Annotated in this window: 23 protein-coding genes and 1 pseudogene; 13 read left to right on the top strand and 11 right to left on the bottom strand. The window is 50.7% G+C overall.

Annotated features, from left to right (window positions below; genetic code table 11):
* Positions 1–10: 10 nt before the first annotated feature.
* From GC128_RS19125 to GC128_RS22995, 4 genes are all read left to right on the top strand, one after another.
* A complete protein-coding gene (locus GC128_RS19125; protein ID WP_151995623.1) occupies positions 11–1,324 on the top strand; it encodes a sensor histidine kinase in 1,314 nt (437 codons plus the stop codon).
* Positions 1,324–1,938, top strand: a complete 615-nt coding sequence (locus GC128_RS19130; protein ID WP_151995624.1) for a response regulator transcription factor — start codon at positions 1,324–1,326, stop codon at positions 1,936–1,938. Before GC128_RS19125 ends, GC128_RS19130 begins: the two co-directional genes overlap by 1 nt.
* A gap of 102 nt (positions 1,939–2,040) precedes the next feature.
* Entirely contained in the window at positions 2,041–2,541 is a 501-nt protein-coding gene (locus GC128_RS19135) for a GlcG/HbpS family heme-binding protein (RefSeq protein ID WP_151995625.1), read from the top strand.
* 182 nt (positions 2,542–2,723) lie between these two features.
* Positions 2,724–2,885, top strand: a complete 162-nt coding sequence (locus GC128_RS22995) for a hypothetical protein (protein WP_193216285.1) — start codon at positions 2,724–2,726, stop codon at positions 2,883–2,885.
* A gap of 100 nt (positions 2,886–2,985) precedes the next feature.
* On the opposite strand, the gene GC128_RS19140 is transcribed toward GC128_RS22995, so the two are convergent.
* Together GC128_RS19140 and iraP are read right to left on the bottom strand one after the other, a co-directional pair.
* A complete protein-coding gene (locus tag GC128_RS19140) occupies positions 2,986–3,507 on the bottom strand; it encodes a GNAT family N-acetyltransferase (protein ID WP_151995626.1) in 522 nt (173 codons plus the stop codon).
* Positions 3,508–3,639: 132 nt separating this feature from the next.
* Positions 3,640–3,975: an anti-adapter protein IraP gene (iraP, locus tag GC128_RS19145; RefSeq protein WP_064518350.1), complete on the bottom strand. Its 336-nt coding sequence runs from the start codon at positions 3,973–3,975 to the stop codon at positions 3,640–3,642.
* Positions 3,976–4,422: 447 nt separating this feature from the next.
* Between iraP and sufA the strand changes: the two genes are divergently transcribed.
* The 7 genes from sufA (at position 4,423) to ldtE (ending at position 11,099) form a co-directional block, all read left to right on the top strand.
* Positions 4,423–4,791 (top strand): Fe-S cluster assembly scaffold SufA, encoded by a 369-nt coding sequence (sufA, locus tag GC128_RS19150; RefSeq protein ID WP_151995627.1) that lies wholly within the window; start codon positions 4,423–4,425, stop codon positions 4,789–4,791.
* Positions 4,792–4,799: 8 nt separating this feature from the next.
* A complete protein-coding gene (gene sufB, locus GC128_RS19155) occupies positions 4,800–6,284 on the top strand; it encodes a Fe-S cluster assembly protein SufB (protein WP_151995628.1) in 1,485 nt (494 codons plus the stop codon).
* 16 nt (positions 6,285–6,300) lie between these two features.
* A complete protein-coding gene (sufC, locus tag GC128_RS19160; RefSeq protein ID WP_151995629.1) occupies positions 6,301–7,047 on the top strand; it encodes a Fe-S cluster assembly ATPase SufC in 747 nt (248 codons plus the stop codon).
* Entirely contained in the window at positions 7,022–8,302 is a 1,281-nt protein-coding gene (gene sufD / locus GC128_RS19165; RefSeq protein ID WP_151995630.1) for a Fe-S cluster assembly protein SufD, read from the top strand. Before sufC ends, sufD begins: the two co-directional genes overlap by 26 nt.
* On the top strand, positions 8,299–9,519 hold the full coding sequence (gene sufS, locus GC128_RS19170; RefSeq protein WP_151995631.1) for a cysteine desulfurase SufS: 1,221 nt from the start codon (positions 8,299–8,301) through the stop codon (positions 9,517–9,519). The genes sufD and sufS overlap by 4 nt, the downstream gene beginning before the upstream one ends.
* Positions 9,520–9,532: 13 nt before the next feature.
* The gene (gene sufE / locus GC128_RS19175; RefSeq protein WP_151995632.1) at positions 9,533–9,949 is read left to right on the top strand and encodes a cysteine desulfuration protein SufE; all 417 of its coding nucleotides are present in this window, start codon (positions 9,533–9,535) and stop codon (positions 9,947–9,949) included.
* A gap of 100 nt (positions 9,950–10,049) precedes the next feature.
* Complete coding sequence (ldtE, locus tag GC128_RS19180) at positions 10,050–11,099, top strand: L,D-transpeptidase LdtE (RefSeq protein WP_151995633.1); 1,050 nt, start codon at positions 10,050–10,052, stop codon at positions 11,097–11,099.
* A gap of 75 nt (positions 11,100–11,174) precedes the next feature.
* Here the strand turns inward: ldtE and GC128_RS19185 are convergent, their stop codons facing one another.
* From GC128_RS19185 to ynhH, 3 genes are all read right to left on the bottom strand, one after another.
* Complete coding sequence (locus tag GC128_RS19185; protein WP_034455915.1) at positions 11,175–11,411, bottom strand: major outer membrane lipoprotein; 237 nt, start codon at positions 11,409–11,411, stop codon at positions 11,175–11,177.
* Between the two features lie 307 nt (positions 11,412–11,718).
* Positions 11,719–13,131, bottom strand: coding sequence for a pyruvate kinase PykF (gene pykF / locus GC128_RS19190; RefSeq protein WP_120063600.1), 1,413 nt, complete (start codon positions 13,129–13,131; stop codon positions 11,719–11,721).
* On the bottom strand, positions 13,128–13,352 hold the full coding sequence (gene ynhH / locus GC128_RS23395) for a protein YnhH (RefSeq protein WP_418230241.1): 225 nt from the start codon (positions 13,350–13,352) through the stop codon (positions 13,128–13,130). The genes pykF and ynhH overlap by 4 nt, the downstream gene beginning before the upstream one ends.
* A gap of 273 nt (positions 13,353–13,625) precedes the next feature.
* Here ynhH and GC128_RS19195 point away from each other — a divergent pair, with 273 nt between their 5' ends.
* On the top strand, positions 13,626–13,832 hold the full coding sequence (locus GC128_RS19195) for a hypothetical protein (RefSeq protein WP_151995634.1): 207 nt from the start codon (positions 13,626–13,628) through the stop codon (positions 13,830–13,832).
* 58 nt (positions 13,833–13,890) lie between these two features.
* Here the strand turns inward: GC128_RS19195 and GC128_RS23170 are convergent, their stop codons facing one another.
* The 6 genes and pseudogenes from GC128_RS23170 to GC128_RS19220 form a co-directional block, all read right to left on the bottom strand.
* Positions 13,891–14,070 (bottom strand): hypothetical protein, encoded by a 180-nt coding sequence (locus tag GC128_RS23170; RefSeq protein WP_226812185.1) that lies wholly within the window; start codon positions 14,068–14,070, stop codon positions 13,891–13,893.
* The gene (locus GC128_RS19200) at positions 14,055–14,966 is read right to left on the bottom strand and encodes a cupin domain-containing protein (protein ID WP_226812187.1); all 912 of its coding nucleotides are present in this window, start codon (positions 14,964–14,966) and stop codon (positions 14,055–14,057) included. Before GC128_RS19200 ends, GC128_RS23170 begins: the two co-directional genes overlap by 16 nt.
* On the bottom strand, positions 14,966–15,757 hold the full coding sequence (locus tag GC128_RS19205; RefSeq protein ID WP_151995635.1) for an HpcH/HpaI aldolase family protein: 792 nt from the start codon (positions 15,755–15,757) through the stop codon (positions 14,966–14,968). The genes GC128_RS19200 and GC128_RS19205 overlap by 1 nt, the downstream gene beginning before the upstream one ends.
* Positions 15,754–16,407 (bottom strand): alpha/beta fold hydrolase, encoded by a 654-nt coding sequence (locus GC128_RS19210; RefSeq protein WP_151995636.1) that lies wholly within the window; start codon positions 16,405–16,407, stop codon positions 15,754–15,756. The genes GC128_RS19205 and GC128_RS19210 overlap by 4 nt, the downstream gene beginning before the upstream one ends.
* A complete protein-coding gene (locus GC128_RS19215) occupies positions 16,404–17,168 on the bottom strand; it encodes an SDR family NAD(P)-dependent oxidoreductase (RefSeq protein ID WP_151995637.1) in 765 nt (254 codons plus the stop codon). The genes GC128_RS19210 and GC128_RS19215 overlap by 4 nt, the downstream gene beginning before the upstream one ends.
* Positions 17,169–17,170: 2 nt before the next feature.
* Positions 17,171–17,881: pseudogene (locus tag GC128_RS19220) on the bottom strand (histidinol dehydrogenase).
* Between the two features lie 29 nt (positions 17,882–17,910).
* Between GC128_RS19220 and GC128_RS19225 the strand changes: the two are divergent.
* Positions 17,911–18,378, top strand: coding sequence for an ester cyclase (locus GC128_RS19225; RefSeq protein ID WP_226812189.1), 468 nt, complete (start codon positions 17,911–17,913; stop codon positions 18,376–18,378).

Here is an 18,378-nt window from a genome sequence, read left to right on the forward strand (position 1 = left end):
AAGGAACTCGATGCGTAAAGTCCTCATCTGGTTGATTCTCACCGTGCTGTCTGGTGGCTGTGTTGTTTTCTATGCTCTGCATCAGCAGTATGAGGAACAAAGCGCTGAGTTCCGTATTTTGTATCGCGATATCACGGTTAAACTTGCGCAAAACGATGTCATTCTCGCCTTGCTTTCAAACAGTAGTGACCCGGCGGTAGTGCAGCAGAAATTCCCCTATATTTTGCGCTGGCAAACTCAGCCTCATGATCCTCCACGGCCAGATATCAACCCTGCACGTGCTGGGACCTACTGGATAAATTCACCACAAGGTTCTTTGTTGATTGATTTACCCACATTGCTTACTGACCTGGTGCGTACACAGAAGTTTCATCACTTTAGTCTGAGCTGGCAAGGCGTCGGACTTCTCACTCAAGGCGCTGCTGGGACTGATGATTGGTGGCGTTGGGAGAAACAGATTACCAGCCCATCGCAACCGCTAAATCTGCAGGTGACGAATAATCCTGACTGGCGAAATTTACCCTGGCTCATTCTGGTGCTGGTGGGTGTTTTCTGGGCAATGGCTATCTACTTATATAACCAGTATCAGACGACGAAACGCCAGCGCAATATTGCTGATTTGCGCGCCCATTTTTCAGAACTAGCACGGCTTAACGCAATGGGGGAAATTGCTGCTGGTATGGTGCATGAACTCAATCAACCGCTTACGGCAATTTTGAGCTATTCGCAAACCGCGCAGCGCCTGATTGCACAACAGCAGGCTGAAAAAGCTCAGCCACTGCTGGAAGCCTCGGTTATGCAAACAAAGCGTATTAGTGCATTGCTGCTGGAGTTTCGGGAGAAATTACACAGTGATGAGCAGACGTTGCAACCGGTGGATTTGCGTAGTACCTGGGAAAGAGTGGCGATGCTTTTGGGTAATGAGATTGAACGTGGCAAAGTCACGGTAATAAACCAAATCCCTGAATCATTCCCTTCACTTATGGCCTCACCACTAGGTATTGAGCAGATATTCCATAACCTGCTCAACAACGCGATTCAGGCGCAGCGGCACAATGACAAAGCATGGGTGTCAATCAATGCTCGCCAAGCCGGGAACGATGTCGTGTTGACCGTCACTGACGGTGGGCCAGGGCTGAGCGAGCAAGCATTAGAACAGGTGTTTATGCCTTTCTTTACCACCAGGAAAGAGGGGCTGGGACTTGGAATGGCGCTGACCGAAACGCTGGTACAGCGGCTAAATGGTAGTATCCGCGCAGAAAATAGTGCTGCGGGTGGCGCGTGTTTCACCCTGATTTTTCCACACATATACCAGGAGGCGTGATGGGGCAGCGAATCTATCTTATTGACGATGATGAAGCGATACGCTTTTCATTAACCGCACTTCTGGCAACGATGGGTTGGGAAACACAAACCTACAACAGCGTACAAAATTTCCTGGAATCCCAGCCAGATATGCCAGCCCTTAATGGTTGCCTGTTGCTGGATATTCGTATGCCCGGAAAGTCCGGGATCACGCTTTTGGAAAGCTGGGAACAAATGGGATGCACCTTGCCAGTTATCATGATGACCGGGCATGGCAGCATAGATCTTTGCCGTCGCGCATTTAAAAATGGAGCATTTGAATTTTTAACAAAACCTATTGATGCCGACCTGCTAATTGAAACTGTGAGTGCTGCACTTGAGCAACAAAAACAAAGCCAGCAGCAGCGTGAAAATCAGGCCGATTTGCAGGCCAAACTGGCGACGCTTTCAGCGCGCGAACAAGAAGTGATGACCCTAATTATGCAGGGGAAATCGAACAAAGAGATGGCGCGGGATCTGTCGTTGTCACCACGAACCGTGGAGGCACATCGCGCAAGTTTGTTTGCGCGGCTTGAAATCAACTCGTTGGCGAAGTTAATAAAAATCTACGGCGGGCTGAAAGGTACTACGTAAAATTACCTGGTTTTCCTGGTATTCATCCGAATGGTTTTGCGTAACCCAGTTCGCTACCTTAACTCTCGTTAGTTAATCACAATCGAGTTGAGGGAAGAAACCATGAAAAAATCCATCCTGCTAGCCGCTGCTCTGTTCAGCACTGCCGCGGCAATGCCTGCCTTTGCAAGCAATGTTCTGACCGAAAAAAATCTCTCTCTCGAGTTTGCAGATAAGCTCGCACAGAGTGCCATTCACGCCTGTAGCGCCAAAAACTACAATGTCGCGGTAACTGTTGTTGACCGTGCCGGTGTTGTGAAAATCGTTAAGCGTATGGATAACGCAGGCCCGCACACCGTTGAAGCCAGCCGCATGAAGGCCTATACCGCACTGACCACCAAAAATACCACTGGCGATGTTATGAAGAGTGCACAGGATAACGCCGGTGCACAGAATATGCGCGATATCCCAGGCTTCTTATTATTGGGCGGCGGGATACCGGTGAAAGTTGATAACCAAACCATCGGTGCTATTGGTATTGGCGGTGCTCCGGGCGGCCATTTGGATCAGCAATGTGCCGTTGATGCGCTAGAGGCAAATAAAGCAGCCCTCAACGCATCCTGATATCGAGTTTCATGACGTTGTAGGCGCATTGTGGCGTGCAACGTCATGCGTAAATGCGCTTGTGCAACATATTCTCCTTTGCCCATATTGAAGTTTTTTGTCAAAATAATGTATTCAGCGTCAAATACTTTGCGTATTACACGGACGTTTTTTATACATTGATGGGAAGTAAGGGAGTTAAAATGAAGTATATGTTCGCGCTTATGTTGAGTCTGACATTATCCGGGTGTACAGCGAGTGATTGGGTCGATGCTGCTGGTGGAATAATGCAGGCTACTGATAAAAATGAAAAAGACGCAAGAAATAAGCGCATAAAAGCTGCTAATAAAGCTGCAGGTTATTAAGATTTAAACAAACTGTGCATGCGGATTAAGTAATTCCTCTTCTTACCGTGTTGAGTAAGAAGAGGAATATTGATGATGTTAATGGTGTCTGAAAAGCTGATTATTTTTCGTATAAGCGTTCGAGCTTGAAGCACTGCACTCCTTTATATAAGCACTCATCATAAATACGGTAACCGACATGTTGAGCAACGCGAATTGATGCCGGGTGATGTTTCACAATAAGGCACACGGTTTTGGATGGCGAAAACGAATCGACATACCAATGGTGTGCGGCTTCGGCAGCCTCTTTTGCAATCCCGCAGCCCTGGGCTGCGCGTGTAATGACCCATGAAGCTTCAGCGCATTTATCAAACTGTTCATCAACATTACGATGAAAATTAGCCAGCCCCGTTTCTCCTAAAAAAACACCATCAGATTTTTGGAAGATGGAGAAGATCCCGAATCCAAATGTTGACCAGTGTCCGATGTTTCTCAAAATACGATTCCATCCTTCTTCTGGTGTAAACCCTGGAGAATTGGTGACATGGAAAATTTCAGGATCTGCATACATGGGCAACCACACATCAAAATCCGCGATGGTTTGAGGACGTAAAATTAATCTTTCCGTTTCAATGATTGTCATTAATTTATCTTTTACGTTTTTATCCAAAAAACAGGGCTTTCTAGTCCAAAAAGTAATCCCATCTCGTTTTCATTACCCACTCTCGACGTTCTGAATAAAGGGCTAAAAGCGTGGCTTCTAGCCGGAGTAAACTCATTCAGCAGCCGTTTCGCCAGGCATACTTTTCAGAGCTTCAAGATCAATCTCAGCATCGTTTGTTTCCAGCAGTTGTGTTAACAAAAGAAGGTTATTGAATTCATTTAAAAGTATCTCAGCGTCAGTCTTCAGGGGAGTATCAGCCGCATCTAGAGCTGCATTGATTGCTTTTCTGACGTTCTCAAGCATTTCATTCATACCGCCATTTTTACCAATGGTCAGTAACAATGCCCCTATAAGCAAAGACTGAGCTTCGACTTTTGCCGCCAATTGCTTGGCTTCGGCATCCATTTTAGAAATTTTAGCTATCACACCCAGTATCAAGTTTTTCATTAAAGCCCCATTTCTCGCCAGATAACCCCTAAACAAAATAAGGGTGAGATTTATTTGATGAAAATGAAAATAGCCTAAGTTGTGACTGTGCACCACTCCGCCGGGTGAACATCATGTGCCTGAGGTTTATTAGAATGCTCATGTATGCATTGGCGATGAAGATCATCGTGCTCACTGGAGCTACCAATCGCATAAATCGGTATTCTCTATACATCTTTTACTTTCTATCACCTAAGCTTTCTTATTCCAGTTAAATTCTCTTAATTTCATTGGGTTAAATAGCTCATTTCACCGCCTGCAAGACTTTCAGTAGGGTCTATCCTTAGTTAAGACGCCTAAAAATAGCGCATTTCGTGAATACCCCTGTTATCAGGATGTTGTATTGATAATAGTTATCATTAACATAGGGTATTGGCCTTTGGGCGGCAAAACATAAAGAGGTGAACTATGGATGTGCAAACCGGTAGCTTCGATCCCAGTGAATTTGCCTGGAAGGGACTGACGTTAACTCCTGATGCTGCTGCTCATATTCGCAAACTGGCAAGCCAGCAGCCGGGCTTCCTTGGTGTGCGTTTGGGCATTAAACAGACCGGGTGCGCGGGGTTCGGCTACGTGCTGGATACCGTTAAAGAGCCTAAATCTGACGATCTCCTTTTTGAAATAGACGGCGCAAAACTGTGGGTGCCACTTTCAGCGATGCCGTTTATCGACGGAACGGAAGTCGATTATGTGCGCGAAGGATTAAACGAAATATTCAAATTCAACAACCCGAAAGCACAGCACGAATGCGGCTGTGGTGAAAGCTTTGGGGTGTAGGCGGGATTATGTCACGTAACACTGAAACGTCTGAAGAAGTGCAAACCTGGGCGGGCAGCCATTCTTATAAAGAGGGCTTTTTCACCCAGTTGAAAACCGACGAAATGGCGCACGGCATCAACGAAGATGTGGTGCGGGCGATCTCTGCGCGGCGCAATGAACCTGAGTGGATGCTGGAATTTCGCCTTAGCGCCTATCGCGCCTGGCTTGAAATGGAAGAGCCACACTGGCTGAAGGCCAATTACGAAAAACTGAATTATCAGGATTACAGCTACTATTCCGCGCCGTCTTGTGGTAGCTGCGATGATAACTGTGAGTCGCAACCGGGCGCAGTTCAGCAACCTGGCAGCAACGCGTATCTGACAGGTGAAGTGGAAGAAGCTTTTAAACAGCTCGGTGTTCCGGTGCGCGAAGGTTCGAATATCGCCATGGATGCAATTTTTGACTCCGTTTCTGTAGCGACCACTTACCGTGAAAAACTCTCCGAGCAGGGCATTATTTTCTGCTCTTTTGGCGAGGCGATTCACGAGTTTCCTGATCTGGTGCAAAAATATCTCGGTACAGTGGTGCCGAGTAACGACAACTTCTTTGCCGCGCTGAATGCGGCGGTAGCATCCGACGGCACCTTTATTTACGTGCCCAAGGGTGTGCGCTGCCCGATGGAGCTTTCCACTTATTTCCGCATTAATGCCGAGAAAACCGGCCAGTTTGAACGCACCATTTTAGTGGCCGACGAAGGCAGCTACGTCAGTTATATCGAAGGGTGTTCAGCGCCGGTTCGCGATAGCTACCAGCTTCACGCCGCAGTGGTGGAAGTCATCATCCATAAAGATGCCGAAGTGAAATATTCCACGGTACAAAACTGGTTCCCGGGCGATGGCAACACCGGCGGCATTCTGAACTTCGTGACCAAACGCGCATTGTGCGAAGGGGCGAACAGCAAAATGTCCTGGACGCAGTCTGAAACCGGCTCGGCGATTACCTGGAAATACCCAAGTGTGATTCTGCGTGGCGACAACTCCATCGGCGAATTTTTCTCCGTTGCGCTGACGGCGGGTCATCAGCAGGCTGATACCGGCACCAAGATGATTCATATTGGTAAAAATACCCGCTCGACCATTATCTCGAAAGGGATCTCCGCCGGGCACAGCCAGAACAGCTATCGCGGCCTGGTGAAAATTATGCCAACGGCGACCAATGCCCGTAATTTCACACAATGCGACTCAATGCTTATCGGCCCGGACAGTGGCGCGCATACCTTCCCGTACGTTGAATGCCGCAACAATACCGCCCAACTTGAGCACGAAGCGACGACATCGCGCATCGGTGAAGACCAGTTGTTCTATTGCCTGCAACGCGGGATAGCCCAGGACGATGCGATTTCAATGATCGTCAACGGGTTCTGTAAAGACGTGTTCTCGGAATTGCCGCTCGAATTTGCGGTGGAAGCACAAAAATTATTAGCGATTAGTCTTGAGCACAGTGTTGGTTAAGGATTAAGGGAAAATTATGCTGAGCATTAAAGATCTACAGGTAAGCGTTGAGGACAAAGAGATCCTGCGCGGCTTAAGCCTTGAAATAAAACCGGGCGAAGTGCACGCCATTATGGGGCCGAACGGCTCAGGGAAAAGTACGCTTTCTGCCACGCTTGCCGGGCGAGAAGATTATGAAGTTACCGGCGGGCAGGTGCATTTTAAAGGCAAAGACCTGCTGGAATTATCGCCGGAAGACCGTGCCGGTGAAGGCATTTTTATGGCGTTCCAGTATCCGGTGGAAATCCCCGGCGTCAGCAACCAGTTCTTCCTGCAAACCGCGCTGAATGCGGTGCGCGAATATCGCGGGCTTGAAGAGCTCGACCGTTTCGATTTCCAGGATTTGATGGAAGAGAAGATCAAATTACTGAAAATGCCGGAAGATTTACTGACACGTTCGGTCAACGTTGGTTTCTCTGGCGGTGAGAAAAAACGTAACGATATTCTGCAAATGGCGGTCCTGGAGCCAGAGCTTTGTATTCTCGATGAGTCCGATTCCGGGCTGGATATTGATGCGCTGAAGATCGTTGCTGAAGGGGTGAATTCCCTGCGTGATGGCAACCGTTCGTTCATTATCGTCACGCACTACCAGCGCATTCTTGACTACATCAAACCCGATTTTGTCCATGTGTTGTATCAGGGGAAAATTGTGAAATCAGGTGATTTCAGTCTGGTGAAACAACTGGAGGAGCAGGGTTATGGCTGGCTTACCGAACAGCAGTAACAGCAACGCCCTGCAACAGTGGCACCACCTGTTTGAAACACAGGGCGAGAAACGCAGCAAAGAAGCTCAGGAACATATGCAGCAAATGCTGCGCTTGGGGCTGCCGACGCGCAAAAATGAAAACTGGAAATACACCCCGCTGGAAGGGTTGCTCAATAACCAGTTTGTCTTGCCTGCGCCTGAGGAATTAACTGAGATTCAACGCGATGCGCTGGCGCTGTCAGTGGATGCGTGGCGGCTGGTGTTTGTCGACGGGCGCTTTAGCCGCGAGTTAAGCGACGATCTCACCAACAGTGGTTTTGACGTGTCCGTGGATGAAAAGTGTGAATCGTTGCCAGCCGCGGTACAGAGTGAAGTATTTTTGCATCTCACCGAAAGCCTCGCCGAAACCGTAACGCATATTCGCGTGGCGCGTAACCACAGCCCGGCGAAAGCCCTGTTGCTGATGCACATCAGCCGGGGAAGCGGGCAGGAGGAGATGAACACCGCGCATTATCGCCACCATTTGTCTCTTGGCGAAGGCGCAAAGGCGACGGTTATCGAACACTTTGTGAGTTTTGATGAGCAGCCGCATTTCACTGGCGCCCGTTTTACTGCGGAAGTGGCGGCGAATAGCCAACTCCATCATGACAAACTGGCTTTTGAAAATGCCCAGAGTTACCACTTTGCTCATAATGATTTAATCATTGGTCAGGATGCGGCGGTTGAAAGCAGCAGCTTCTTGCTGGGAGCCGCGGTATTACGCCACAACACCAGTACTCAATTAAACGGCGAGAATACACAACTGCGCATGAACAGCCTTGCGCTGCCAATTAATAACGAAGTGTGTGACACCCGCACCTGGCTTGAACATAACAAGGGTTACTGCAACAGCCGTCAGCTACATAAAACCATCGTGCGTGACAAAGGCCGGGCGGTGTTCAACGGCATGATTAAAGTCGCACAACATGCGATTAAAACTGACGGACAGATGACCAACAACAACCTGTTGCTCGGGCGTCTGGCGGAAGTGGACACCAAACCGCAGCTCGAAATTTATGCTGATGACGTGAAGTGTAGCCACGGCGCGACCATTGGCCGCATCGACGACGAACAGATGTTCTATCTGCGCTCGCGCGGGATTAAAGAGCAGGCCGCACTTCAAATGATTATTTTTGCCTTTGCTGCAGAGCTTACGGAAAGCATTCGCGACGAGGCATTAAAACAGCAGGTTCTGGCACGAATCGGCCAGCGCTTTGCAGGGGGCGATGCATGAGTTTTTCCATAGAACGGGTGCGTGCTGATTTCCCGATTCTGAGCCGGGAAGTCAACGGGCAGCCGCTGGTTTATTTAGACAGTGCTGCCAGCGCGCAAAAGCCGCAGGCGGTGATTGACGCCGAGCTGAATTTTTACAGCCATGGTTATGCGGCGGTGCATCGCGGTATTCACACATTGAGTGCTGAAGCCACGCAGCTTATGGAGAACGTGCGTAACCAGGTTGCGCGTTTTATCAATGCGCAAACGCCGGAAGAGATTGTCTTTGTGCGTGGCACCACCGAAGGGATTAACCTGGTCGCTAACAGTTGGGGGCGAGCTAATATCCAGGCCGGTGACAACATTATTATTTCTGCGATGGAGCACCACGCCAATATCGTTCCATGGCAAATGCTCTGCGAACAGACGGGTGCGACGCTGCGCGTGATCCCGCTCAATCAAGACGGCACCTTGCAGTTGGATGTGTTCCCGACGCTGATTGATGAGCGCACAAAACTGCTGGCTATTGCTCAGGTTTCGAATGTGCTCGGCACGGAAAACCCGGTACGTGAGATGATCGCCACTGCTCATCAGGCTGGCGTAAAAGTGCTGGTGGATGGCGCACAGGCCATAATGCACCATGCCATTGACGTGCAGGCGATGGATTGCGATTTCTATCTTTTCTCCGGCCACAAAATTTACGGTCCGACGGGAATTGGCGTGCTGTATGCACGAGAAGAAATCTTGCAAAAGATGCCGCCATGGGAAGGGGGCGGATCGATGATCGCAAGCGTTAGTCTGACAGAAGGCACTACTTATGCCGCAGCACCGTGGCGTTTTGAGGCGGGGACGCCAAACACCGCTGGGATTATCGGGCTGGGGGCCGCTCTACGCTACGTAGAAAGCCTCAATCTTTCCGAGGTGAGCGAGTATGAGCACTCTCTGATGCGCTACGCACAGCAGGCGTTACAAGCTGTTTCTGATTTGACCATCTACGGTCCTGAACATCGTCTTGGGGTTATCGCCTTTAATCTCGGCAAACACCATGCATATGACGTGGGAAGTTTCCTCGATAATTACGGCATTGCGGTGCGCACCGGGCACCATTGTGCGATGCCGCTGATGGCATTCTACAAAGTGCCGGCAATGTGCCGCGCTTCATTTGCTATGTACAACACCGAAGAAGAGGTGGATCGCCTGGTGGCTGGTTTACAGCGGATTCATCGCCTTTTGGGCTAACAGGGAGCAAGCCATGGCTACGTTGCCAGATAAAGAAAAACTGCTGAAAAACTTTAGTCGGTGCAGCAATTGGGAAGAGAAATATCTCTACATCATAGAGCTGGGCGCTCGTCTCCCGGAGTTGCCGCAAGCTAAACATAAAGCAGAAAACATTATTCAGGGCTGTCAGAGTCAGGTATGGATTGTGATCCATCAACAGCCCGATGGTGTAATTACGCTTGAGGGTGACAGCGATGCTGCTATCGTCAAAGGGCTGATTGCAATCGTATTTATTCTCTACCAACAGATGACTGCGCAGGATATTGTCGCGTTTGATGTTCGCCCGTGGTTTGAGAAACTTGAACTGGCTCAACATCTTACGCCGTCTCGCTCTCAAGGGCTTGAAGCAATGATCCGTGCTATTCGCACCAAATCCGCCAATCTTAGCTAAACTCAAAGAACAGCTTTCATCCTGTTAACGCGAGGTAATTTCATTGCCTCGCATGGCTTTCAGCATTCCGGCATTCAGCCGGTGAATACAGGAATTCAGTATGAAACGCGCGTTCTCTCAAATAACATTATTTTTAATTAGCGCTCTGGCGGCAAGCCAGTCGGCGTGGGCTGTCGATTATTTACTCCCGCCACCGGGCAGTCGGATAATCGGTGAGAATCAAACTTATATTGTGCCTAATGACGGTAAAAATCTCGAAACAGTCGCTGCAAAATATAATACCGGCGTGTTACTTCTTCTTGAGGCGAATAATACCGTTGACCCATTCCTGCCTAAACCCGGCAGTGAACTGACTATTCCTTCACAAATGCTCCTCCCGGATACGCCACGTGAGGGAATTGTTATTAACCTTGCTGAGCTACGGCTGTATTACTACCCGCCAGGGCAAAATCGCGTTGAGGTTTATCCTTTAGGGATTGGCCAACTTGGGCGTGAAACGCCGGTAATGGTGACGCGTATCAGCCAGAAAATCCCGAATCCAACCTGGACGCCGACGGCGAATATTCGTGCGCGTTCTGCTGCGCAAGGGATTACGCTGCCCGCAGTCGTGCCAGCAGGGCCAAACAACCCGCTGGGGCGCTATGCGCTGCGACTGGAGCAGGGTGGGGGCGAATATCTGATTCACGGCACCAACGCGCGTAATAGTATCGGTTTGCGCGTGAGTTCGGGTTGTATGCGTATGCGAGCGCCAGATATTAAAGCGTTATTCAGCCAGGTCGCCTGGGGCACGCGTGTGCAAATCATCAACGAACCGGTGAAATATAGCATTGAGCCGGATGGACGGCGTTTTGTGGAAGTACATCAACCGCTGTCGCGTAACGATTGGGAAAACCCGCAAACGGTGCCGATTGCGATTTCTGCCTCGTTCGGTGAGTTTATCGATAACCCAATGAGTGACAGAGCGCAGGTGGACAGTGCAATTGTCAGGCGGGCGGGATATCCAGTGCTGGTGAACGCGCCGCAGGGGGTTCCTTCACAGCCAGTTAACATCACGCCAATACAGAGCGTCAAAGCGTCCTCTGGCAGCACGTTAACGCCAAACAGTAACGTAAGCGTGATTAGCGGACAAAACAGCGTGGTGATGAACTAGCGGGGCTTTTACGGGGTAAGGGATTTCAGGCAAAAAAATGGCGCACAATGTGCGCCATTTTAATACAAGTTACTCTTACTTACGGTAAGAGTGAGCTTGGTTGTCCAGACGCTGGTTAGCGCGTGCTGCGTCGTCTTTAGCAGCTTGAACGTCAGAACGCATTGCGTTCACGTCGTTGCTCAGCTGATCAACTTTAGCGTTCAGAGTCTGAACGTCAGAAGACAGTTGATCGATTTTAGCGTTAGAAGAACAACCTGCCAGCATAGTAGAAGCCAGGATTACCGCGCCCAGTACCAGTTTAGTACGATTCATTATTAATACCCTCTAGATTGAGTTAATCTCCATGTAGCGTTACAAGTATTACACAAACTTTTTTATCTTGAGAATAAATTTTTGATGGGAATGCACTTAAATTTGATCGTTCGCTCAAAGAACCAGCGAACCGGGGCTGAAATCTAAAAAAAATAGAAAAAACAGAGGATTTTAATCGGATTCATCTTACTAAATTGCGACTTAAATAGAGCAGGCCGATTTGATTTTTATTTCAGACAGTCTATTTAACCCAATAAAAAAAGCGCCCGTAGGCGCTTTTTTAGCAAATTATTCGTTCACAGGAAATTTACAGTACGTGAACAGAAGCAGTATTGGTGGTGCCGCTTGGTACTAATGCGCCAGAAACCATCACTACGATGTCGCCTTTACGAGCCAAACCGCTCTCCAGAGCAACTTCTTTACCCAGACGGTAGAAATCATCGGTAGAAGCGATTTCTTTAACCAGCTGAGGAATCACGCCTTTGCTCAGAACTAACTGACGAGCAGTAACTTCATTGGTGGTCAGCGCCAGGATAGTTGCGTTCGGGAAGTATTTACGCACAGCTTTAGCTGATTTGCCGCCCTGGGTTGCAACAACAACCACTGGAGCTGACAGATTTTCTGCAGTTTCAACTGCGCCACGGCAAACTGCTTCGGTGATACGCAGTTTACGGCTGTCATTGTTGTTATCCAGACGGCTGGTCATCACGCGGTCAGTACGCTCACAGATGGTTGCCATGATGGTCACAGCTTCCAGTGGGTATTTACCTTTAGCAGACTCACCAGACAGCATAACTGCGTCGGTGCCGTCGATGATGGCGTTAGCAACGTCGCCCGCTTCTGCGCGAGTTGGACGTGGGTTTTTGATCATAGAGTCGAGCATCTGAGTTGCAGTGATAACAACTTTACGAGCGCGAACACATTTCTCGATCATCATCTTCTGAGCGAAGATAACTTCTTCAACCGGGATTTCAACGCCCAGGTCGCCACGAGCAACCATGATGCCGTCAGAAGCTTCGAGGATTTCGTCGAAGTTGTTCAGGCCTTCCTGGTTTTCGATTTTGGAGATGATCTGGATGTTTTCGCCGCCATGAGCTTTCAAATGCTCGCGGATTTCAACAACGTCAGAACGTTTACGGATGAAGGACGCTGCTACGAAATCAACGCCTTGCTCGCAACCGAACACCAGGTCTTGTTTGTCTTTTTCAGCCAAAGCTGGCAGCGCGATGGAAACGCCCGGCAGGTTAACGCCTTTGTTTTCGCCCAGGTCGCCGTTGTTCAGCACTTTACAAACAACGTTTTTACCTTCGATTGCAGTGACTTCCATACCGATCAGACCATCGTCTACCAGTACGGTGTTACCGACGCTCAGGTCGCTGGTGAAACCTTCGTAAGTTACAGCAACGATATCGCTGTTACCCACTACAGTTTTGTCGGTAGTGAAAGTAAAGGTCTGGCCCGCTTTCAGGGAAACGTCGTTGCCGCCTTCCAGTTTGATAGTACGGATTTCAGGACCTTTGGTGTCCAGCAGGATTGCTGCTTTCTTACCGGTTTTTTCCATTACGTTGCGCAGGTTCTTGATACGCTGACCGTGTTCTGCATAGTCACCGTGGGAGAAGTTCAGACGCATTACGTTCATGCCAGCATCAAGCATTTTGCTCAGCATTTCTTCGGATTCGGTTTTTGGACCGATGGTGCAAACAATTTTAGTCTTTTTCATGACAGTCTTATCTGTAAGTTGAGAAGGATTGTGAAAATTCGGTTCCGGTCGATACGGGCGCCGGAGCGCAAACTAAAGCTGGTATTGTTCATGTGCCACCCGGTAAGGATAGGTGACAGAAATAAAGCGTGCAGAGGAAAGTGTGCTTGCGGTTCAGCCTGCCGGGGATATTGATTGCTTTCTAGTGTATTAGGACAGTTCAATGCGCTGAAACCATTCAAGTCAAGACGCGCACATTATAGAGGTAACTTGCACCGAAAGGAATTGAAAACGCTGTTTCAAATTCAGAATGCACATAAATACAGCGGGGTGTTATCGGAGAGTTACAAAAACATGAATGAAATTGGTAGGCAAAAACGGATAAATCAATTTTTTCCTGAGAAGAAAATTTACTTAAAATATATTTGTATAATATAATATTTTTTTGAATGAGTTAATCAACACCCAGGCAGTCCTCCTCATTCAGTTTTTTTATTTAATGAAGAAAAAGATTAATGATTAAGTTTATGGTTCCTGCTGTCATCGCTGTCGCTTTTTTTGTTGCTTGTGGGAATGCCCCGGCGAAACGGATTGCGCAATGTGAGAACCACGGCAAAAGTGACGGTGCTTGTGTTGCGCAAGAATGGGACTTTTCCATGGAAAGCCCATTCCCCGATAACGACCTCTCAACGCTTGCAGGCCTCGTAACCGCTCAGAAGTAAGCCGTCACGCGGTTTCTTTCAGCCGCCATGCATCCCTGCAATATAATGAGAAGCTCGTCTACAACGCGCGAGCTATTTTCTCACCCGCCCGGCGTGCGTTTACAGGCAAAATACTTGCCGTAGCCACATAGCCGTCGGGATCGAGACAGCGATCCCGCGCCAGCGCCTGCTCAATAATTTCTGCATCCCAGTAGATTTTTTTACGATGATCGCCCTGCGTCGTCAGCGTCGCTTCCATGTCACTTCCAGTGTGCCTTTGAACACCATCAATACCTGAACATCCGGGCAACTATGCAGGCCAACGCGATTGTCGTGCTGAATGCGCAACCACTCCACCGAGAATCCGTGCGGGTTAAGCATTGGCGGCGTGTTATGCAGATCTTGCGAAATACCGTAGCCAATTACCGGAGCGATTTCGCCACCGTGGCCCGGCAAAACCGAATCCAGCAGCGCGTTTGCCGACCATTTCCGCTGCTCGCCCGTCACCGCACGCTGGCTCATTTCCTCTACGGAATAATCGCGTAGTGCGGCGATATGCTCCGCGCCCAGCGGCTGCAACAGGTCGGCTTCATCAGGGATTTTTCCCCCGGCTTCGACATCAATCAGCATATTGTCGCGGCTTAAATACAGACCGTATTCGCGAGCCGCGTCGAGAATCGACGGATGCCAGATAATCCCGCCGGTATTATTCCCGCCCAGCACGGTGAACACCATGCCGCAGGTATCCGTTGGTCTGACGTTGGTAAAACCACGGAAAATCCACGTCGGGATCGACATAATCGCAGGCGCGCTAAATTCCGCCTGATGTTCGCCGTTAGCGCCCCAGCGGAAGCGCCAGCTCCCTTCATGAATCAAAAACACTTCCGCCGTGAAATGCAGATGCAGATTGTTGGTCACGCCTTTAGGCATAGCCGCCGCACCGATATTAAAGCCGTGCGGCTCGGGAATATTCACCACCTGCGATGCCGACTGCGTCACGCCTGGGCCAATAAATGAATAGTTTTGTTTGAGGTGCGATCCCGGCAGCTTGCAGTCAATAAATGCCACGCTACAGGAAACGCGATCTTCAGGGCGTACCAGGCGGCGTTGGGCTTCTTCCTGGGTCAGAGTGATGGTTTGCATAATGTTCTTCATTAATATCCAGATGCGCCACTGGCTGGCGGGGTTTCGCCGCGCGCGGCGGCGATTGCAGTGCGCGAAGCGCTGCCGAGTTGCATGACGTCATTCGCCGGAGTGACGAAGTTAAAGCCTTGCGCAATGCGATTCGCGGCGGCCTGCCCGGAAGTGCAAAAAATCCCGGCGAGCTTGTTATGGGCGCGACAGCGGCTGAGCACTAACTCAATCGCCGCCAGCATTTCCGGGTGTTGAGACTCAGCACTCGCGCTGCCGGTGAGCGTTAAAGAAAGGTCGTTCGGCCCGATAAACACGCCATCCAGCCCGTCGGTATCGAGAATCGCATCGAGGTTTTGCAGCCCTTCGCGGGTTTCAATCATCGCAAGCGTCAGGATCTCTTCGTTGGCATACTGCGGGTAATCTTTGCCGCCGTATAAAAGGGCGCGCGCCGGGCCAAAAGAGCGGTTGCCGAGCGGCGGGTAACGGCAGGCTGAAACAAACTGCTGGGCTTGTTCAGGCGTTGAAATCATCGGGCAGATAATTCCCCAGGCTCCCGCATCAAGCAGGCGCATAATTTGCGCCGGTTCGTTAGTGTTCACGCGCGCCAGCGGAGTGGCAGGCGTCGCGGAAATCGCCTGCAGCATCGACAGTGCGCTGGCGAAATCAATCATGCCGTGCTGCATATCGACGGTGACCGAGTCATAACCCTGATGCCCGACGATTTCGGCGCTGTAGCCCGAAGGTATCGCCATCCAGCCATTAATAATCGGTTGCTGCTGGCGAAAGGCCGCTTTAAGCGGATTTTTTCTCATGATGCTGACTCCTGTATCCAGTTGCGCATGGCGATTGCGGCAGCCGCCTGATGATGCTGTGGGGTACAAATGACGTCATAAGCGCCGTTGATTATCAGAATCGGCGCGGTAAAAGCGGCCAGCGCTGCGCGATGATCATCGCGGGAAATCGCGACTTCCGTCTGGCTTGCAAAAACATCGAGGCCGCATTCCTCCGCCATCTGAACAACCTTTTGATGAAGTGCCGCGTCATCCAGACGATGCGGCGCGACATATTTCGCCCACATATTTTTGGTGAGCCACGGTGTGATCCCCTCGCTTGCCGCTTCCTTTATTGCAGCCCTGCGCGAGGACGCGTTACCGGGTAAATCACGCAGTGGATTCACAGACAACAACGCCAATCCGGCAATACGCAGCGGTGCCAGCGCCACCATTTGCAGGGCGACCATCGCGCCGAGGGAAAAACCCGCCAGGCAGAAACGTGGCGGTAATACCTCAAGCAATTGCTTAGCCAGCGTGTAAGCCGAATCGCCGCCGCTCAGCGTGACGCAGCTATAATGTGCGACATTCAGCTGCTCGATGAGCGGCTGCCACAGCCTTCCGTTGCACAGCGTTCCGCCGAGAAAAATCAGCGGCGTATCATGATTTTCCAGTAAAGGCGAAGTATTCATGTTGCCGTCCATCCGCCGTCGACCATTAACGACGTGCCGGTAATCATTGCCGCAGCAGGCGAGGCGAGAAACACAATCGGCCCCATCACATCTTCCAGCGTTCCCAGCCGTTTCAGCTTAATGTTATCCATCACGTACTGGCTGAAAGCAGGATCGGCCAGATTGGCGCGCGACAGTTCAGTTTCAATAAACGTCGGGCACAGCGTGTTGACGCGAATGCCCGATTCGCCAAGCTCCAGCGCCATAGTTTTGGTCAATCCTTCGAGGGCAAACTTCGACGCACAATAGACGCTGCGCTGCGGCCCGCCGACATGGCCCGTCTGCGAGGAAATATGAATGATTGAACCGGCGACCTGGCGCAGCTTCATGCTGCGAGCGACTTGCTGACTGACAAAGAAAGTGGCTCGCAAATTCAGCGCCATCACCGCATCAAAATTCTCTTCACTCACTTCGAGGAACGGCTGATGGCGCGCAAGCCCGGCGCTGTTTACCAGAATGTCGAAGCCCGGCAGCGCCGCCAGCGTTTTGCCAACCTGCGCGGTATCGGTAATATCCAATTCCACGCTATTTAAGTGCAGCCCTTCGGCGGCGGCACTCTTGACCGCCTGCGCAAGTTGCTCGGGCTGGCGGGCGATAATCCATACCTGCGCACCCGCCCGTGCCAGCGCAATGGCTGCCGCAAAGCCGATGCCACGGGAGCCACCAGTGACTAACGCCCGTTGGTTATCAAGACGAAATTCCGGAGTGCGTGGGAGCGCCATGATTACGACGCCTTCTCGATATCCACCGCCGGAACGGTGCCAGCGTATGGCACATGCTGATTGCCGTAGCGGCGCACGCGGATATTGGCTTGTTCAGCATGGCCAGAAAACCCTTCCAGTTGGCACAGGCGCGAGCAATAACTGCCAATTTCCGTTGAGGCTTCGTCGCTCAACACTTTCTGCCTGGTGCAGGTTTTCATGAATTTGCCAACCCACAAACCGCCGGTATAACGCGCGGCTTTCTGGGTTGGCAGGGTGTGGTTGGTGCCGATGACTTTATCGCCGTACGCGACGTTAGTTCGCGGCCCGAGGAACAGTGCGCCAAAGTTGGTCATATTGGCAAGGAACCAGTCATCGCGATTGGTCATCACCTGCACATGTTCGGAGGCGATGCGGTCGGCTTCTTGCAACATTTCTTCGTAGCTGTCGCAAACAATCACTTCGCCATAATCGCGCCACGCCTAGCGGGCAATTTCTGCGGTGGGCAGTTGCGTCAGCAGGCGTTCCACTTCACGCATCGTTTCCTGCGCCAGTTTCAGGGAATTAGTGAGGAGAATCGCTGGTGTCGTCACGCCGTGTTCGGCCTGGCTGAGCAGGTCGGTGGCGCACATTTCGGCATCGACGCTTTCATCGGTAATCACCAGCGTTTCCGTTGGCCCGGCAAACAGGTCGATGCCCACGCGTCCAAATAGCTGGCGTTTGGCTTCTGCCACAAAAAATTGCCTTCCCGGAACGCCGCGGCATGGCGACTCAGGTTATCTGGAATGGTAACGATGTTGACGGCTTTTACACTTCCCACCTGGTGACCGGCACGGGCCGCCACACGCAATACAGCCATCTCGGCAAAATCAAAGACGTTTATGCGCCAAACGTGCAGTGGCATGGCCCATTAATGAAAGAGCTGTACGGCCAGGCGGCGGTGATCCACCAGACGCTGGCACTGATTGGCATGATCCCGGACGGTGCATGGATGCCGCAGCACATCTGTTCCAACCCTTGCGACGAAGGCGGTACCAAAGTGGCGGTGCGCTGGATTATGGAAGGTCATCACCTGGGTTACGGCGAATTGGGCAAACCGACTGGCGAACGTCTGTTCGTGATGGGTATGTCTCGTTACCACATCGTCAACGGCAAAATCGTCGATGAATGGGTGGTTTACGATCACCTGGCACTGCTGGCGCAAATCAAACTGGGACAAATGGAGGAATAA

Source organism: Buttiauxella massiliensis, from assembly GCF_902500225.1.
GTDB classification, from domain to species: Bacteria; Pseudomonadota; Gammaproteobacteria; order Enterobacterales; family Enterobacteriaceae; genus Buttiauxella; species Buttiauxella massiliensis.

What these genes read in the sequence shown, in the direction of transcription:
- GC128_RS19125 (WP_151995623.1), top strand. Translation starts at nt 11, where the DNA reads ATGCGTAAAGTCCTCATCTGGTTGATTCTCACCGTGCTGTCTGGTGGC.
- GC128_RS19130 (WP_151995624.1), top strand. Translation starts at nt 1,324, where the DNA reads ATGGGGCAGCGAATCTATCTTATTGACGATGATGAAGCGATACGCTTT.
- GC128_RS19135 (WP_151995625.1), top strand. Translation starts at nt 2,041, where the DNA reads ATGAAAAAATCCATCCTGCTAGCCGCTGCTCTGTTCAGCACTGCCGCG.
- GC128_RS22995 (WP_193216285.1), top strand. Translation starts at nt 2,724, where the DNA reads ATGAAGTATATGTTCGCGCTTATGTTGAGTCTGACATTATCCGGGTGT.
- GC128_RS19140 (WP_151995626.1), bottom strand. Translation starts at nt 3,507, where the DNA reads ATGACAATCATTGAAACGGAAAGATTAATTTTACGTCCTCAAACCATC.
- iraP (WP_064518350.1), bottom strand. Translation starts at nt 3,975, where the DNA reads ATGAAAAACTTGATACTGGGTGTGATAGCTAAAATTTCTAAAATGGAT.
- sufA (WP_151995627.1), top strand. Translation starts at nt 4,423, where the DNA reads ATGGATGTGCAAACCGGTAGCTTCGATCCCAGTGAATTTGCCTGGAAG.
- sufB (WP_151995628.1), top strand. Translation starts at nt 4,800, where the DNA reads ATGTCACGTAACACTGAAACGTCTGAAGAAGTGCAAACCTGGGCGGGC.
- sufC (WP_151995629.1), top strand. Translation starts at nt 6,301, where the DNA reads ATGCTGAGCATTAAAGATCTACAGGTAAGCGTTGAGGACAAAGAGATC.
- sufD (WP_151995630.1), top strand. Translation starts at nt 7,022, where the DNA reads ATGGCTGGCTTACCGAACAGCAGTAACAGCAACGCCCTGCAACAGTGG.
- sufS (WP_151995631.1), top strand. Translation starts at nt 8,299, where the DNA reads ATGAGTTTTTCCATAGAACGGGTGCGTGCTGATTTCCCGATTCTGAGC.
- sufE (WP_151995632.1), top strand. Translation starts at nt 9,533, where the DNA reads ATGGCTACGTTGCCAGATAAAGAAAAACTGCTGAAAAACTTTAGTCGG.
- ldtE (WP_151995633.1), top strand. Translation starts at nt 10,050, where the DNA reads ATGAAACGCGCGTTCTCTCAAATAACATTATTTTTAATTAGCGCTCTG.
- GC128_RS19185 (WP_034455915.1), bottom strand. Translation starts at nt 11,411, where the DNA reads ATGAATCGTACTAAACTGGTACTGGGCGCGGTAATCCTGGCTTCTACT.
- pykF (WP_120063600.1), bottom strand. Translation starts at nt 13,131, where the DNA reads ATGAAAAAGACTAAAATTGTTTGCACCATCGGTCCAAAAACCGAATCC.
- GC128_RS19195 (WP_151995634.1), top strand. Translation starts at nt 13,626, where the DNA reads ATGATTAAGTTTATGGTTCCTGCTGTCATCGCTGTCGCTTTTTTTGTT.
- GC128_RS23170 (WP_226812185.1), bottom strand. Translation starts at nt 14,070, where the DNA reads ATGGAAGCGACGCTGACGACGCAGGGCGATCATCGTAAAAAAATCTAC.
- GC128_RS19200 (WP_226812187.1), bottom strand. Translation starts at nt 14,966, where the DNA reads ATGAAGAACATTATGCAAACCATCACTCTGACCCAGGAAGAAGCCCAA.
- GC128_RS19205 (WP_151995635.1), bottom strand. Translation starts at nt 15,757, where the DNA reads ATGAGAAAAAATCCGCTTAAAGCGGCCTTTCGCCAGCAGCAACCGATT.
- GC128_RS19210 (WP_151995636.1), bottom strand. Translation starts at nt 16,407, where the DNA reads ATGAATACTTCGCCTTTACTGGAAAATCATGATACGCCGCTGATTTTT.
- GC128_RS19215 (WP_151995637.1), bottom strand. Translation starts at nt 17,168, where the DNA reads ATGGCGCTCCCACGCACTCCGGAATTTCGTCTTGATAACCAACGGGCG.
- GC128_RS19225 (WP_226812189.1), top strand. Translation starts at nt 17,911, where the DNA reads ATGGCGACTCAGGTTATCTGGAATGGTAACGATGTTGACGGCTTTTAC.